This window comes from Mycobacterium asiaticum (assembly GCF_001673365.1).
GTDB lineage: Bacteria > Actinomycetota > Actinomycetes > Mycobacteriales > Mycobacteriaceae > Mycobacterium > Mycobacterium asiaticum_A.
This window is the reverse complement of the sequence record NZ_LZLS01000052.1, coordinates 1-14,038: the sequence shown is the minus strand read 5'-3', so window position 1 is coordinate 14,038 and position 14,038 is coordinate 1. Positions and strand designations below refer to the sequence as shown.

Sequence of the window (14,038 nt, the reverse complement as noted above, 5' to 3'; positions counted from 1 at the left end):
ACCATCCTGACCGGCCGCGTAAGGCGGGCTCTATCGGCACCCCGGTCGAGGGCGTCGAAATGCGCGTAGTCGATGGCAACGGCGCCGAGGTGGCCCAGGGTGAGCCGGGTGAGATTCAGATCCGAGGCCACAATGTCATGAAGGGTTACTGGAATCTGCCCGATGCCACCAAAGCCACCGTCTCCGAGGACGGTTGGCTGTCGACCGGCGATGTCGGACGCGTTGACGAGGACGGCTACTTCTTCATCGTCGACCGCACCAAGGACATGATCATCCGCGGCGGCTACAACGTCTATCCCCGTGAGATCGAGGAAGTGCTCTACGAGCATCCGGCGGTGGCCGAAGCCGCGGTCGTCGGTGTGCCGCACGACGAACTCGGCGAAGAGGTGGGTGCCGCCGTCGCACTCAAGAAGGGCGCGAGCGTCGGTACCGACGAGCTTCGCGACTACGTCAAGGCCCGTGTGGCCGCCTACAAGTACCCGCGTCGAATCTGGTTCGTCGATGCCCTGCCGAAAGGCCCGACCGGCAAGGTGCTCAAGCGGGAAATCAAACCTTCCGACCAGCCATCTGGTAATCGTCGCTTCCAGCCCGAGACCGAGCCACAGGACTCCAAAACTTGACGGACTCATTCAGCGGGAACACGCCACCCGGCTTCGCCGCGCTTGCGATCACGGGGGCGGGGTCAGGGGCCGGAGTACCCCGGCGGGTTTACCCCGTCCACCCAGAAGTCGACGCCCAGCTTCGAGCCGGGGATGCAGTCGTAGACCGACAAATCGGTGACGCCGGAGTCGACGAGCACGTCCTCACACAGCAGCATTTGACCGGTGTACTCGCGGGCGGGCTTGTTGAGGATGACGTATGCGGCGTCGGAGTAGACCTCGGGTTTGCGGGCCCGTCCCATCGCCTCGTCGCCGCCGAGCAGGTTCTGTACCGCGGCGGTGGCCACCAGGGTGCGCGGCCACAAAGTGTTGGACGCAATGCCTTCCTCGCGCATCTCCTCGGCAATACCCAAGGCGCACAACGTCATACCGAACTTGGCCATCATGTAGGCGGTCGGCTTCAACCATTCGCTGCCCAGCAGCACCGGCGGCGACAGCGTCAGGACGTGCGGGTTCTCCCGACCCTTCATGTGCTTCAGACAGGCCTGCGACACCGCGTAGGTCCCGCGCACCTGGATGCCGTTCATCAGATCGAAGCGCTTCATCGGCACCTCGCTAATGGACCCCAGGTTGATCGCCGAGGCGTTGTTCACGCAGATGTCGATGCCACCGAACTGCTCGACGGTCTTGGCCACGGCGGATTCGACCGAGTCCGGGTCGCGGACGTCCCCGACGATGGGCAGCGCCTGTCCGCCGGCTTCTTCGAGTTCCTTGGCCGCGGTGTATACCGTGCCGGGGAGCTTCGGGTGGGGCTCGGCGGTCTTGGCGATCAGGGCGATGTTGGCGCCGTCTTGGGCGGCGCGCTTGGCGATCGCCAGGCCGATGCCGCGGCTGGCGCCGGAAATAAACATGGTCTTGCCGTTAAGGGACATGGCCGTCACATTAACGTCACGCCGAATCGGCGGACACCGCGGGCGGAAATAGTGCGTCCGAAATTTCCGTTATTGGAGGCGATGACTGCATCTGTCGGTCGCGGCCTTTAGATTGTGAGGAGGGAACCCGGTGTCAACTGCGACGGGCCTGTTGGGTGCGGTGCGGTTGGATCGCTTCCTTGCGAGTCCGGCGACGCTGTTGGCGCCGTCCGGGAACACCGCAACCGAAGGGAGCGTCTTGAGCAAGATGCCCGACATCGACGGCGCGCGCGAGTCCGAGGTCGCGCCGCCCGCGGAGACCGATGCCCAGCTGACGGCGCGCTTCGAGCGCGATGCTATTCCGCTACTCGACCAGCTCTACGGCGGCGCGTTGCGGATGACGCGCAATCCGGCAGATGCCGAGGACCTGCTGCAGGAGACGATGGTGAAGGCCTACGCCGGGTTCCGTTCGTTCCGGGAAGGCACCAACCTCAAGGCTTGGCTGTACCGCATCCTCACCAACACTTACATCAACAGCTACCGCAAGAAGCAGCGGCAGCCCTCGGAATATCCGACCGATGAGATCACCGACTGGCAATTGGCGGCCAACGCCGAGCATTCCTCGACCGGATTGCGATCCGCCGAGGTCGAGGCGCTAGAAGCGCTGCCCGACACCGAGATCAAAGCGGCCCTGCAGGCGTTGCCGGAAGAATTTCGGATGGCCGTTTATTACGCGGACGTCGAAGGTTTTCCGTATAAAGAGATCGCCGACATCATGGGAACACCGATCGGTACGGTGATGTCTCGGCTGCACCGAGGGCGACGCCAACTGCGCGAACTATTGTCCGACGTGGCCAAAGAACGGGGTTTTGTCCGCGGTGAACACAGGCACGAGGAGGTGTCGTCATGAGTGAGATCTCCGGCTCAACCGGCTCCTGCTCGGGCAACCATGACTCCCACCTGGGTTGCGCCCAGGTGATCGCTCAGATCTGGACCTTGCTTGACGGCGAGTGCCAGCCTGATGAGCGAGAGATCCTCAAACGGCACCTCGAGGCTTGCCCCGGATGCTTCCAGCATTACGGCCTCGAGGAGCGGATCAAGGAATTGATCTTCACCAAATGCAGTGGTGAGAAGGCCCCGGAGGGCCTGCGCGAACGCCTGCGGCTGGAGATCCGGCGGACCACCATCATCCGCGGCGAGGTCTGAAACTAGGCGTTGGGCCGCTTGCCGTGGTTGGCCTTGCTGTACTTGCGGTCACGCTTCTTACGGCCACGCTTGGCCATGGTTCAACCTCGTTTCGACTGATTTCGTCAGGGCAGGGCGGCTACCAGCCGCTGGATTGCTACCCATTGTCTCATGTGCACGCCGACAAGCCCTCATTAGCCCGCGCGAATTGGTCCCGACCGGCCTTATGGTTCGATATACGCAACAATCGGCCGAAACGAGTGGGGTGATGATGTCCGAGGAGGTTCGCGCCGAGATTGTGGCCAGCGTGCTCGAAGTCGTGGTCAACGAAGGCGACCAAATCGGGCAGGGTGACGTCGTCGTACTGCTGGAATCCATGAAGATGGAAATCCCGGTCCTGGCCGAGGTCGGCGGAACCGTCAGCAAGGTGAGCGTCTCGGTCGGCGACGTGATTCAGGCCGGCGACCTGATCGCCGTGATCAGCTAACTCTCTGCACGTTGTCCACTCTCGGTAATCTGCTCGCCGAGCACACGGTGCTGCCCGGCAATGCCGTCGACCATCTGCATGCCGTGGTGGGGGAATGGCAGCTCTTGGCGGACTTGTCCTTCGCCGACTACCTCATGTGGGTGCGCCGCGATGACGACGTATTGGTGTGTGTCGCGCAATGCCGGCCCAACACCGCGCCGACCGTTCTGCAGACCGACGCGGTGGGCAGCGTCGTCTCGGGCGACCGCCTTCCACTGGTCGCCGAGACCTTCGCAACCGGCCGTTCCAGCCGCGAAGCGATGCGTGAAAGCGAAGCGGCCGAACGACATTCGTGGCAGCTACCCGGACCGAACGTCGACGCCTCGCCGGTTCGGTACGGCGAGCAAGTGGTGGCGGTGCTTACCCAGCACCAAACCGAACTGGCCGCCCAGCGGATGTCTGGACATCTGGAAACCGCCTACCGGGAATGCGCCACCGATCTACTGCAGATGATCGCCGAGGGGACGTTCCCGGACGTTGGCGACGTCGCCATGTCGCGTTCGACGCCACGCGCCGGGGACGGCTTCATCCGTCTTGACGTCGACGGCGTCGTCGCCTACGCGAGCCCCAACGCGCTGTCGGCATACCACCGGATGGGACTGAGCAGCGAGTTGGAGGGTCACAACCTCATCAACGTCACCCGGCCCCTGATCTCGGACCCGTTCGAGGCGCAGGAGGTGGCCGAGCACGTGCTCAACCTGCTCGCTGGCGGGTCGAGCATGCGCATGGAGGTCGACGCCGGTGGGGCCACCGTGCTGCTGCGGACCCTGCCACTGGTGGTCCATGGCCAGAACGTGGGTGCGGCGATCCTGATTCGCGACGTCACCGAGGTAAAGCGGCGGGACCGGGCGTTGATTTCCAAGGACGCCACGATCCGCGAAATCCACCACCGGGTGAAGAACAACCTCCAAACGGTGGCGGCACTGCTGCGGTTGCAGGCCCGCCGGACCGTCAACGCTGAGGGCCGAGAGGCGCTCATCGAGTCGGTGCGCCGGGTGTCCTCGATCGCCCTGGTGCACGATGCGCTGTCGATGTCGGTGGACGAGCAGGTGAACCTGGACGAGGTCATCGACCGAATCCTGCCGATCATGAACGATGTGGCATCGGTAGATCGGCCGATCCGGATCAACCGGGTCGGCGATCTGGGCGTGCTGGATTCGGACCGTGCCACGGCGCTGATCATGGTCATCACCGAATTGGTGCAGAACGCCATCGAGCACGCATTCGACCCGACGGCCACCGGTGGGTCGGTGACAATTCGCGCGGAGCGTTCCGCGCGCTGGCTCGACGTCGTCGTCCACGACGACGGGCGGGGCTTACCCGACGGTTTCAGCCTGGAGAAGTCGGACAGCCTGGGTCTGCAAATCGTGCGGACTCTGGTGTCGGCGGAGTTGGACGGTTCGCTGAGTATGCGGGAAGGCGCAGAACGTGGAACCGATGTGGTGCTGAGAGTGCCGATCGGCCGAATCAGCCGGTTGCTCGTATGAGCGCAACAATACGGCCCCGGCAGAAGCTGCCGAGGCCGTATTACTGCTTAGCTGAGTCAGACTCCGCTGCGGGCCTTCGTCCGGGCGTTGCGACGCTTGAGTGCACGTCGCTCGTCTTCGCTCATCCCGCCCCAGACGCCCGAGTCCTGACCAGTATTCAGAGCCCATCCGAGACACTCTGTGGTCACCGGACACCGATTACAGACCAGTTTCGCGTCAGCGATCTGAGCGAGGGCCGGGCCGCTGTTCCCAACCGGGAAGAACAGCTCCGGATCCTCGTCACGGCAGACCGCCCTGTGGCGCCAATCCATTAGTAGCTACTCCTTACTATGTGCGCAGCACTGCGCACGGGCATTTTTTTCTTCTTGGCTGTTGAGCTGCGCAAGAAAGGTTTTCGTACCTCTGCATATCTCTGCATGCAACCTTTTGATCGTTTCACAGGCTCAACGGATGTCAATAGTTTTACGTGAGCCCGTGGGGTATCTCACTTCAACGAACTCTTACCCAGGCCCTTACTCAGTTGTACTACACTACCTGGCGGATTTCGCCCCACATTTTTGTCGCGAGCTTGTCACATCTTTGATTTCCACAGGTCACAAGCCCTATTTGGGCAGCGGTGCGACGACCGCCAATGCGTCTGGGACGGTCCGGAACGTCATGGATTCGCGCAACCCGAGGTACTCCCCGTCGTACTGGCAGGCGGCCGGCGTCGCCATCTTGGTTATTCGTACGTAACTGACGTCGTCGTCACGAATCAGTTGCTTGGCCTCCAGCTTCGGCCGCTTCGCCAGCAGCTGACGCAGCAGTCGGAGGGTGGGAATCAGCTTCATGCTCGTGAGCGCAAACAGGCCTAGACCCGACTCGAAGCTGCAGCCGGGGTTGGTGACCATGGGCCGGTCGTCGCTGTAGGTCCACGGGTTGGTGTTGGACACCCACACGAAGTGGACTCCCGATACGGGCGGCTGACCGGGCCGCTCCAGGATGAGATTCGGCTCGCGGCGGCTGAACCGCACCGACACGGGCACCGCTACCCGCCAATAGCGCACGGGCGTGATCTTGTGTCCCTTTCGGCGCTCCTCTTCGACCGCCCGCACCACCTCGGCATCCACTCCCATTCCAGCGTTCACCAGCGCGTATATCTCGCCGCAGTCGATCAGCGAGATGCGCCGCCACTGTCGGTGCTGTTCGTAGTCGTCGAGCAGCGTGAGGAGCTGGTTTATCGCGCCGGTCGCGTCTCGCGGTATGCCCAGCGCCCTGGCCAGCACATTTGCCGAGCCACCGGGGATGATGCCCACCGCGGGAACGGGTCCGGCCGGCGTGGAACCCGGGCGGCCGAGCATGCCGTTGACCACCGCGCTCACCGTTCCGTCACCGCCATAGACGACGACCAGGTCGAATCCGTCCGCGGCTGCCTTGCGGCCGAGATCTTCAGCGTGGCCAGCGTGGGTGGTGGGCTCGATGGTGAGGTCGACGCGGCTGTTGAGGGCCTGAACCACCAGTTCGCGAGCTGCGGGCGTGATGGTGGTGGCAATCGGATTGACGATCAACATGGCGCGCATGAGGTGTGAGCCTAGGCCGTGCGACGATGCGGGCCGGTACGGGCCGCAAAGGAGTGCGGCAATCGGGGGCATGGGGTTAACCCCACGCTTTACGCTGGCGCTGTGACCGTTGCCGCCCCATCCACCGTCCGTCGTGCCGGATTCATCGTCGTGGCACAGGGAGTCGCGGCGTTGATCGTGGCGGTGATCCTGCTCGTTCGCGGCCTTGCTGGCGCAGACCAGCACGTGGTCAATGGGCTGGGTACCGCGTCGTGGTTCGTCTTGATCGGTGGCGGGGTGTTGGCTGGGGGATGGGCCTTGGTGACGGGCCGGCGCTGGGGTCGCGGGTTGGGCGTGTTCACCCAGCTCCTGCTGCTACCCGTGGCCTGGTATTTGGCGGTGGGTTCGCATCGGCTGGCGTTCGGGATTCCCCTGGGCCTGGTCGCGCTGGTCACACTCGCCCTGCTCTTCAGTGGTTCGGCCGTGCGCTGGGCGGCCGGTCGCGACTAGGTGCTTACGGGCTCGCGAGCCCAACCTGGCTGCGAAATTCAGTGGCGAAATTCGCCGCCAGGTTCGGCTCGCGGCAACTAAACAGAGCCCAGTGCCGCCAATTCCGGGCCGGAGACGCGATAAGTAGTCCACTCGGTCTGCGGTTGCCCGCCGACCCCGTCGTAGAGCGCGATCGCATCGGTATTCCAGTTCAGTACCGCCCACGAAAGCCGGGTGTAGCCGTTGCGGACGCATTCTGCGGCCAGCGTCGACAACAGTCTGCGAGCCAGCCCGCGGCGGCGAAAGGCCGGCCGCACGTAGAGATCTTCCAGATAGATGCCCGCGACGCCGTCCCAGGTGGAGAAGTTCAGAAACCACAGCGCCATCGCGGCGATAGCATTGTCGACTTCGGTGACGTGGCCGAACACCGCCGGCGTATCACCGAAAAGGGCTGTCGAGAGCTGCATTTCGGTTACCGTGCATTCGTCGGCGGCGTGCTCGAATGCGGCGAGTTCGTGAATCATGGCGGTCATGTCAGCCACGTCGTTCGGGGTCGCGCGGCGGATGTTCTCGGTCACTGCTCGACTCCCAGCGCATTGAGTATCGTGACGAATTTTGTTGTGGTCTCGGCGACTTCGTCGTCAGGATCGGATTCGGCGACAATACCGCCGCCCGCGCGCGCCAGCGCCGTTCGGCGATCGGCCGACAACTCGGCGCATCGGATGGCCACCACCCAGTCGCCGTCGCCGCGTGCGTCGCACCAGCCCACCGCGCCGGCATAGAAGCCGCGATCGCCTTCCAGCGCGCCGATCAGTTCGGTGGCGGCTGCCGTCGGCACCCCGCCGACCGCGGGCGTCGGGTGTAGCGCGAAGGCTAAATCGATTGCGGTAGTTGCGTTATCGCGTAGTCGTCCGACGATCGGAGTGCACAGGTGCCAGACCGCGGCGGTGCGGCTCAGTTGCGGTTCGGGCGCGATGGCAAGGTCGTCGCACAAGGGCTCAAGGGCCGCGCGCATGGTATCGATCACCAACTGGTGCTCGTGACGGTTCTTATCCGAGCCCGCAAGCGCCGCGCCGTTGGCCGCGTCGACCGACGGATCCGGGGAACGTGGCGCCGAACCGGCGAAGGGACGGCACACCACCTGATCTCCAGCGCGGGCGACCAGAAGCTCCGGGCTGGCCCCCACCAGCGCGGTGCCCGCGTAGTCGGCACCGGCAGCGGTCAAATCGACGAGGTAACCGTATGCGCTCGGGTCCGCGGCCAGCAGTTTGAGCAGCGTGGCGCGTCCGTCCAGCGGCGTGTCGGCGGACAACCGCAACGCCCGAGCCAGCACCACCTTGCGCAACGAATCGTCCGGCGCGGCAAGCTGTTTGCGGGCCCGACTAATCCGGTCCCGGTGTTCGGCACTCGACGGCAAAGCGGCGTCGATTCGCACCGCTGGCCCGGTCGGCCGGGTCGGCCAGTTGGGCAGCACGCGTGTCACGGCATCCGGCGCCAGCAACGCGGCTGGCTGAGTTATGTCAAAGGGCAAGGCGCCCAACACTATTGGCGCGTCCCCGGACCGCAGCGCCGATTGTGCCGCAGCGATGTCGGAGTAGCGGCTGCGCACCCCGTCGGCGATCAACGTGCCGCGGGGTCCGCTGAGCACGAAGGGCGGCTCGTCAAACGTCACAGGTATCCATGACCGGTCAGCCCGAGCGTGGCGAGCTGTCGCAGCCCGTGCTCGTACCCGCAGACCGCGACCGACGCGGTGACCATGCCGAAGCGGCTGCCTTCCTGCAGCGGCAATTCCACCCACCGGGTAATCACCGCGCGCGAGAAATGACCATGGCTGACAAACAGCACATCACGGGTGGCAGCGTGCTCGAGTGCCATGGCAATGGCCTGGTCGGCCCGGTCGCTGACCTGCGCCACGGTCTCCCCGTCGGGACAGCCATGTGTCCACACCAGCCAGTCTGGGTCGGATTCGCGGATCTGGTCCGTTGTCAGCCCCTCGTAGGAGCCGTAATCCCATTCGGCCAACAGCTCGGTCACCTCGTCGACGTGGAGTCCGGCCAACTCCGCCGTCATCAGCGAGCGTTTGCGTGGGCTGCTGACCACCAAAGGGTCCTTGAGCTCGAGTTGTTGGAGCACCCGAGCCGCCAACACGGCCTGAGTCCGGCCCGCATCGGTGAGTTCGATGTCGGTGCGACCGGTGTGCTGACCCGACAGCGACCACTCGGTCTCGCCGTGGCGCAACAGCAGCAGTCGATGGTTAGGCACGCCCATGTCGACCGATTCTGCCCGAGACGCGCCAGACGACACCCCAGGGTTGTGCCGGGGCTGTCGCCCGTCATGCCCTGGGCAGTACATGCCAGGATGGGCACTGTGACACAAATGCGCGTACTGGCGGTGGCCAACCAGAAGGGCGGTGTGGCCAAGACGACGACGGTCGCCTCGCTCGGTGCGGCGATGGTGGATGAAGGACGCCGGGTGCTGCTCGTCGACCTGGACCCGCAAGGATGTTTGACGTTTTCACTGGGACAGGATCCGGACAAACTGGCCGTCTCGGTGCACGAGGTGTTGCTCGGTGACGTTGAACCCAACGCCGCGCTGGTGACCACCGTGGAGGGAATGACTCTCCTGCCGGCCAACATCGACCTGGCCGGTGCCGAGGCGATGCTGTTGATGCGGGCCGGGCGCGAATATGCGCTCAAGCGGGCGCTTGCCAAGGTTGCCGACGATTTCGACGTGGTGATCGTCGACTGCCCGCCGTCGCTGGGTGTGCTGACGCTCAACGGGCTCACCGCCGCCGACGAGGTCATCGTGCCGCTGCAGTGCGAGACGTTGGCCCATCGGGGGGTAGGGCAGTTTCTGCGTACCGTTTCCGATGTCCAGCAGATCACCAACCCGAACCTGCGGCTGCTGGGCGCGCTGCCGACGCTGTATGACTCCCGGACCACCCACACCCGCGACGTGTTGGTCGACGTCGCCGACCGCTACGAGCTGCCGGTGCTGGCCCCGCCGATCCCGCGGACGGTGCGATTCGCCGAGGCCAGCGCCTCGGGTTCATCGGTGCTGGCCGGGCGTAAGACCAAGGGTGGAGTGGCCTACCGGGAGTTGGCGCAGGCATTGCTCAAGCACTGGAAGACCGGCAAGGCGCTGCCCACTTTCGCGGTCGACTACTAGTCCCACCGCGAACAGACGCAACCTAGCCCAGCGCCACGATGGTGTCGCCGCGCTGTTCGATCACCCGCGAACCCGAAACCACCGGGATCACCGCTGAGCTGCTGGGCTGCCGTTCCACCGGGATGTACCGGCTGGGCTCACCGCTGACCGGGTCGTACACCCCGAGCGCGCCGGTAATCGGTACCAGCAACTGGCCGGCCATCATCACCCCCGGACCCAGCGGTGCGGCAGTTTCCCCTGCGGCAATGGTGTAGCGCTGGGTCAGGGTGCTCGCGTCGAACACCAGCAGCGCGTCGCCAGTCCACCAGGTGACCAGGTTCCCGCTCTGTGACGCCATCGCGGATTCCGAGGGGGGACCTGCCAGCAGAATGCTGGACACGGTGGTGCCGGTGTCGTCGACGACGTCGACGCGCGGCTGCGGAGTCGGCAGGTATACCGCGGTGCGGCTCTGCGAAACCACCAGCACCCGGGCGCCGGTGCCCGGCCGAACCCCGGGTTCCTGAACGCTCTGTTGTTGGGGCTCGTCTTCCTCTTTGCCCGGCCGCAGCAGTACCAGCTTGAGGTCCGCCTGGTCCGCGCATGCCTCGAGCACCGCTACCGCCGATGAACTGGCCGTCGCCGACTCTAGCGTGCAGCCGGAGTTCAGCCCCCGGTTCACCGGTTTCACCCGGGCATCGGTCTCGCCGTAGGACATCATCCGGACCATGTCCGAACGCCACATCTCCAAGCGGGTGCGGCCCGCCGACAAGACCGTCGTGCCGTCCGAAGATAGGCGCACCGTCGGATCGGCGTAGCTGCTGCGGCTGGGACCGCGGCGACCGGTCGTACCGTCGATGGTGCTGACTTGGCCGCAGCCTCGGTCGTCGCGGTACACCGCGACTGCATAGCGGTACACCCAGGTCGCCCCGCACAGGTCGGTGTCGCGGGAGTAGCTCCACACGGTCTGGCCGGTACCGGGATCGCGTCCCTGCACCTCCCGGCCGCCCGCCGTGACCACCGCGCCGGCCGCCACCACCGGGACCCGGGTGGCCGGACTCGGAGCGGTCCAGAGCTGGCGCAAGGTGGCCGGCACCTCTCGCGCCTGGGTCGGAGTGGGCACCGGAGCCGCTGCCGGCCGGCTGATCGCGCCCCGGGAATCGCTGGTCCACCAGATCAGGGCCGCAACCACGCCAACGACAACCGCGATCGCCGCGGCGGCAGCAATATCGGTCTTGGTTCGGCGCTCGGGTCGGACCATTCGGTGAGTATGGCTCAGCTAGACCGTCAGTTGGACTGCAAGGCCGTGGAAGCATCCGCCGGCTTGCGCCGACGACGGCGCCGCCGGGTGCTGTTGGACGCTGCGCCGGGTGCGGCCCCGGAGCCGGCCGGTGAATCCGCGTCGGAAGGAACGTCACTGCTCGCGGCGGGATTGGCCGCCGGATGGCCGGTGACGGGCTTGCCGCCGCGGGTGCGCTTGCGCCGGTCGGGGCGACGGGCCGGACGCTCGGAACTGCCACTGCTGGCTTCGCGACGCTTGACCGGTGCCTTGCGCGGCTTACCGACGGTGCTACCGGCGTCGGTCGGGATGGACAGCTCGGAATACAGGTGCGGCGAGTTCGAGTAGGTCTCGGACGGATCTGGAGAACCCAGGCCGAGTGCCTTGTCGATCATCGTCCAGCGTTCCAGCTCGTCCCAGTCCACCAGGGTGACCGCGATGCCGGTGCGGCCGGCGCGACCGGTGCGCCCGATGCGGTGGACGTACATTTTCTCGTCCTCGGGGCACTGGTAATTGATGACGTGGGTGATGTCGTCGATGTCGATGCCGCGGGCGGCAACGTCGGTGGCGACCAGGACGTTGACGTCGCCGGCCCGGAACGCCTTGAGTGCCTTCTCGCGGGCGATCTGCCCGAGGTCGCCATGCACGGCGCCTACTGCGAAACCACGCTCGTTCAACTCGTCGGCCACTTTCTGAGCAGTGCGCTTGGTGCGAGTGAAGATCATCGTCGCGCCCCGCCCATCGGCCTGCAGAATCCGGCTGACCAACTCCACCTTGTCCAGCGCGTGTGCGCGGTAGACGAACTGCTCGGTGGTGTCGTGCACGGCCAGGGAGTGCGGGGCTTCGGCGCGAATGTGGGTGGGCTGGACCATGAAGGTGCGGGCCAGCGTGATGATGGGGTCCGGCATGGTCGCCGAGAACAGCATCGCCTGGCGGTCGGCCGGGATCTGACGCAGGATGCGCTCGATATCTGGCAAGAAGCCCAGATCGAGCATCTCGTCGGCCTCGTCGAGAACCAGCACGGACAACCCGCCCAGCTGCAGGTGGCCCTGCTGGCACAGGTCGAGCAACCGGCCCGGGGTGCCAATCACGACGTCGACACCCTTGTGCAGCGCTTCGATTTGCGGTTCGTAGGCCCGGCCACCATAAATGGAGATCACCGACAACGGGCGCTCGGAGCCGTCTTCGGTGGTGGCGGTCAGGTACTTGGCGGCGGTGGCCAGGTCGCCGGTGACCTGCAGGCACAGCTCGCGGGTGGGTACCACGACCAGGGCCCGTGGGGCGCCGGTCAGCGGCCGGTTCGCGGTGTCGGAGGTGATGCGCTGCAGCAGCGGCACACCAAACCCGAACGTCTTGCCCATTCCGGTGCGTGCCTGGCCGATCACATCCTCGCCGGCCAGTGCGAGCGGCAGCGTGAGCTCCTGGATAGCAAAGGGAGTCTCGATGCCCTTTTCGGCCAGTGCGCGCACTATTTCGTCGCGGACGCCGAGGTTAGCAAATGTGTGTCCAGTGGTGCTTTTGAGTGCGGTCATACGCGGTTGAAGAGCCTCTCGGTGAGTAATCGAACTGATGTCGGTGCTTCTGTGTCGCGGTTCGCGCGCACGATTTCCGACTCCGATTACGTCGCCGAGGCCCGCGATGAGATGCGGGCGGGCCAGTTGCGTGCACGCACATTTCTTTGGCGTTTCGTCAGGCAGCAGCAGCACAGATTCAGCCACTACCTCCCAGCATCATAGCCGGTCACCGTGCAGGCACCCATTTTCCGCCAATTCCGCCGACTAAAGTGTTGCCATGCCTTCGCCCTCACCCGCTGACGCCAACGACAAGGTGGCCGATGCGCCCAGGCCGCGGCTGGCTGCGGATCATCCCGGCGTCAACGAGTTCTTCGCTCTGCTGGCGTATGGCGAGGTAGCGGCGTTCTACCGGTTGACCGAAGAGGCCCGGATGGCCCCCAACCTGCGCGGCCGCATTTCCATGGCCAGCATCGCGGCCGCGGAGATGGGTCACTACGAGTTGCTGCGTGACGCGCTGGAAAAGCGCGGCGTCGACGTGGTGCCGGCAATGTCCAAGTACGTTTCGGCGTTGGAGAATTACCACCGGCTGACCACGCCGAGTACGTGGCTGGAAGCCTTGGTTAAGACCTATGTCGGTGATGCGCTGGCCGCCGATTTATATCTGGAGATCGCCGGTGGGCTGCCGGACGAGGTTGCCGACGTAGTGCGCGCGGCGTTGTCGGAGACCGGGCATTCCCAGTTCGTCGTCGCCGAAGTACGTGCGGCGGTGACCTCCAGCGGCAAGCAGCGCAGCCGGCTGGCGCTGTGGTCACGGCGGCTGCTCGGTGAAGCGATCACCCAGGCGCAGTTTCTCTTGGCCGACCACGACGAACTGGTCGACTTGGTGGTCTCCGGCACCGGTGGCCTCAGCCAGCTTGGCCCGTTTTTCGATCGGCTGCAGCACACCCACGACCAGCGGATGCGTGAACTCGGTTTGAGCTAGGCCTAGCGGGTGCAGGTCGCAATCGAGGAGTTGTTGGTCGACGCTTTGACCAGCTGACCCTGCGCATTGACGATCGAGCAGTTCAGCTGGCTGTAGATGCTGGTCGCGATCACCGACTCGGTCTGTACGCCCGGGTTGAGCACCACGACCTTCGTCCATGGCAGCGCGACGTTGAACTCGGTGACCGGGAAGCCGCGCGCATCGGTGTAGGCGATGTTGACCAGGTCGAAGAGCTGCTTGGATCCCGCCACGCTGTAGACCACGGTTCGCGGATGTAGTGCGGCGCCCGGCGGAGTAGCGGTGGGGACCGGGGCGGCGAGGACTACCCGGACGCGGAATCGTTCGGCGGTTATGACGACTTCGACGTCGACAACTTCGCCGACG

At 65.3% G+C, this 14,038-nt stretch carries 18 protein-coding genes; 8 read left to right on the top strand and 10 right to left on the bottom strand.

Annotated elements, in window-relative coordinates:
• The coding region (locus A5634_RS05905) for an AMP-binding enzyme (protein ID WP_155769380.1) at nt 1-620 on the top strand (620 nt) is incomplete at its 5' end.
• 62 nt (nt 621-682) lie between these two features.
• On the opposite strand, the gene A5634_RS05900 is transcribed toward A5634_RS05905, so the two are convergent.
• Nucleotides 683-1,531: an SDR family oxidoreductase gene (locus tag A5634_RS05900; RefSeq protein WP_065143148.1), complete on the bottom strand. Its 849-nt coding sequence runs from the start codon at nt 1,529-1,531 to the stop codon at nt 683-685.
• 247 nt (nt 1,532-1,778) lie between these two features.
• On the opposite strand from A5634_RS05900, the gene A5634_RS05895 reads away from it, so the two are divergent.
• Together A5634_RS05895 and rsrA are read left to right on the top strand one after the other, a co-directional pair.
• On the top strand, nt 1,779-2,420 hold the full coding sequence (locus A5634_RS05895) for a sigma-70 family RNA polymerase sigma factor (protein WP_172831631.1): 642 nt from the start codon (nt 1,779-1,781) through the stop codon (nt 2,418-2,420).
• Entirely contained in the window at nt 2,417-2,716 is a 300-nt protein-coding gene (gene rsrA / locus A5634_RS05890) for a mycothiol system anti-sigma-R factor (protein WP_065143146.1), read from the top strand. The genes A5634_RS05895 and rsrA overlap by 4 nt, the downstream gene beginning before the upstream one ends.
• Before the next feature lie 2 nt (nt 2,717-2,718).
• Here rsrA and A5634_RS30280 read toward each other — a convergent pair whose 3' ends face one another.
• A complete protein-coding gene (locus A5634_RS30280; RefSeq protein ID WP_089025046.1) occupies nt 2,719-2,793 on the bottom strand; it encodes a 50S ribosomal protein bL37 in 75 nt (24 codons plus the stop codon).
• 173 nt (nt 2,794-2,966) lie between these two features.
• On the opposite strand from A5634_RS30280, the gene A5634_RS05885 reads away from it, so the two are divergent.
• A complete protein-coding gene (locus tag A5634_RS05885) occupies nt 2,967-3,182 on the top strand; it encodes a biotin/lipoyl-binding carrier protein (RefSeq protein WP_065143150.1) in 216 nt (71 codons plus the stop codon).
• A gap of 11 nt (nt 3,183-3,193) precedes the next feature.
• Nucleotides 3,194-4,708, top strand: a complete 1,515-nt coding sequence (locus A5634_RS05880; protein WP_065143145.1) for a sensor histidine kinase — start codon at nt 3,194-3,196, stop codon at nt 4,706-4,708.
• A 56-nt stretch (nt 4,709-4,764) separates the two neighbouring features.
• Here the strand turns inward: A5634_RS05880 and whiB1 are convergent, their stop codons facing one another.
• Nucleotides 4,765-5,019 carry a transcriptional regulator WhiB1 gene (whiB1, locus tag A5634_RS27070; RefSeq protein WP_036353357.1) on the bottom strand — a complete coding sequence of 85 codons (255 nt, stop codon included), beginning with the start codon at nt 5,017-5,019 and terminating at the stop codon, nt 4,765-4,767.
• Nucleotides 5,020-5,310: 291 nt separating this feature from the next.
• Nucleotides 5,311-6,267 carry a diacylglycerol/lipid kinase family protein gene (locus tag A5634_RS05875; protein WP_065143144.1) on the bottom strand — a complete coding sequence of 319 codons (957 nt, stop codon included), beginning with the start codon at nt 6,265-6,267 and terminating at the stop codon, nt 5,311-5,313.
• A 102-nt stretch (nt 6,268-6,369) separates the two neighbouring features.
• Here A5634_RS05875 and A5634_RS05870 point away from each other — a divergent pair, with 102 nt between their 5' ends.
• Complete coding sequence (locus A5634_RS05870; protein WP_065143143.1) at nt 6,370-6,756, top strand: hypothetical protein; 387 nt, start codon at nt 6,370-6,372, stop codon at nt 6,754-6,756.
• 77 nt (nt 6,757-6,833) lie between these two features.
• Here the strand turns inward: A5634_RS05870 and A5634_RS05865 are convergent, their stop codons facing one another.
• From A5634_RS05865 to A5634_RS05855, 3 genes are read right to left on the bottom strand one after another with little or no spacing between them, the layout of a single operon-like run.
• On the bottom strand, nt 6,834-7,313 hold the full coding sequence (locus tag A5634_RS05865) for a GNAT family N-acetyltransferase (RefSeq protein ID WP_065143142.1): 480 nt from the start codon (nt 7,311-7,313) through the stop codon (nt 6,834-6,836).
• Complete coding sequence (locus A5634_RS05860) at nt 7,310-8,407, bottom strand: isochorismate synthase (RefSeq protein ID WP_065143141.1); 1,098 nt, start codon at nt 8,405-8,407, stop codon at nt 7,310-7,312. Before A5634_RS05860 ends, A5634_RS05865 begins: the two co-directional genes overlap by 4 nt.
• Entirely contained in the window at nt 8,404-9,003 is a 600-nt protein-coding gene (locus tag A5634_RS05855; protein ID WP_065143140.1) for an acid phosphatase, read from the bottom strand. The genes A5634_RS05860 and A5634_RS05855 overlap by 4 nt, the downstream gene beginning before the upstream one ends.
• A 99-nt stretch (nt 9,004-9,102) precedes the next feature.
• Here A5634_RS05855 and A5634_RS05850 point away from each other — a divergent pair, with 99 nt between their 5' ends.
• Nucleotides 9,103-9,903, top strand: coding sequence for a ParA family protein (locus A5634_RS05850; RefSeq protein ID WP_155769379.1), 801 nt, complete (start codon nt 9,103-9,105; stop codon nt 9,901-9,903).
• A 22-nt stretch (nt 9,904-9,925) separates the two neighbouring features.
• Here A5634_RS05850 and A5634_RS05845 read toward each other — a convergent pair whose 3' ends face one another.
• A complete protein-coding gene (locus A5634_RS05845) occupies nt 9,926-11,140 on the bottom strand; it encodes an Rv3212 family protein (RefSeq protein WP_065143138.1) in 1,215 nt (404 codons plus the stop codon).
• A gap of 26 nt (nt 11,141-11,166) precedes the next feature.
• Nucleotides 11,167-12,690 carry a DEAD/DEAH box helicase gene (locus A5634_RS05840; RefSeq protein ID WP_065143137.1) on the bottom strand — a complete coding sequence of 508 codons (1,524 nt, stop codon included), beginning with the start codon at nt 12,688-12,690 and terminating at the stop codon, nt 11,167-11,169.
• A gap of 259 nt (nt 12,691-12,949) precedes the next feature.
• Here A5634_RS05840 and A5634_RS05835 point away from each other — a divergent pair, with 259 nt between their 5' ends.
• Nucleotides 12,950-13,654: a ferritin-like fold-containing protein gene (locus A5634_RS05835; protein ID WP_065143136.1), complete on the top strand. Its 705-nt coding sequence runs from the start codon at nt 12,950-12,952 to the stop codon at nt 13,652-13,654.
• A 2-nt stretch (nt 13,655-13,656) separates the two neighbouring features.
• Here A5634_RS05835 and A5634_RS05830 read toward each other — a convergent pair.
• Nucleotides 13,657-14,038: MmpS family transport accessory protein (locus tag A5634_RS05830; protein WP_253861493.1), on the bottom strand; the 382-nt coding region annotated here is incomplete at its 5' end.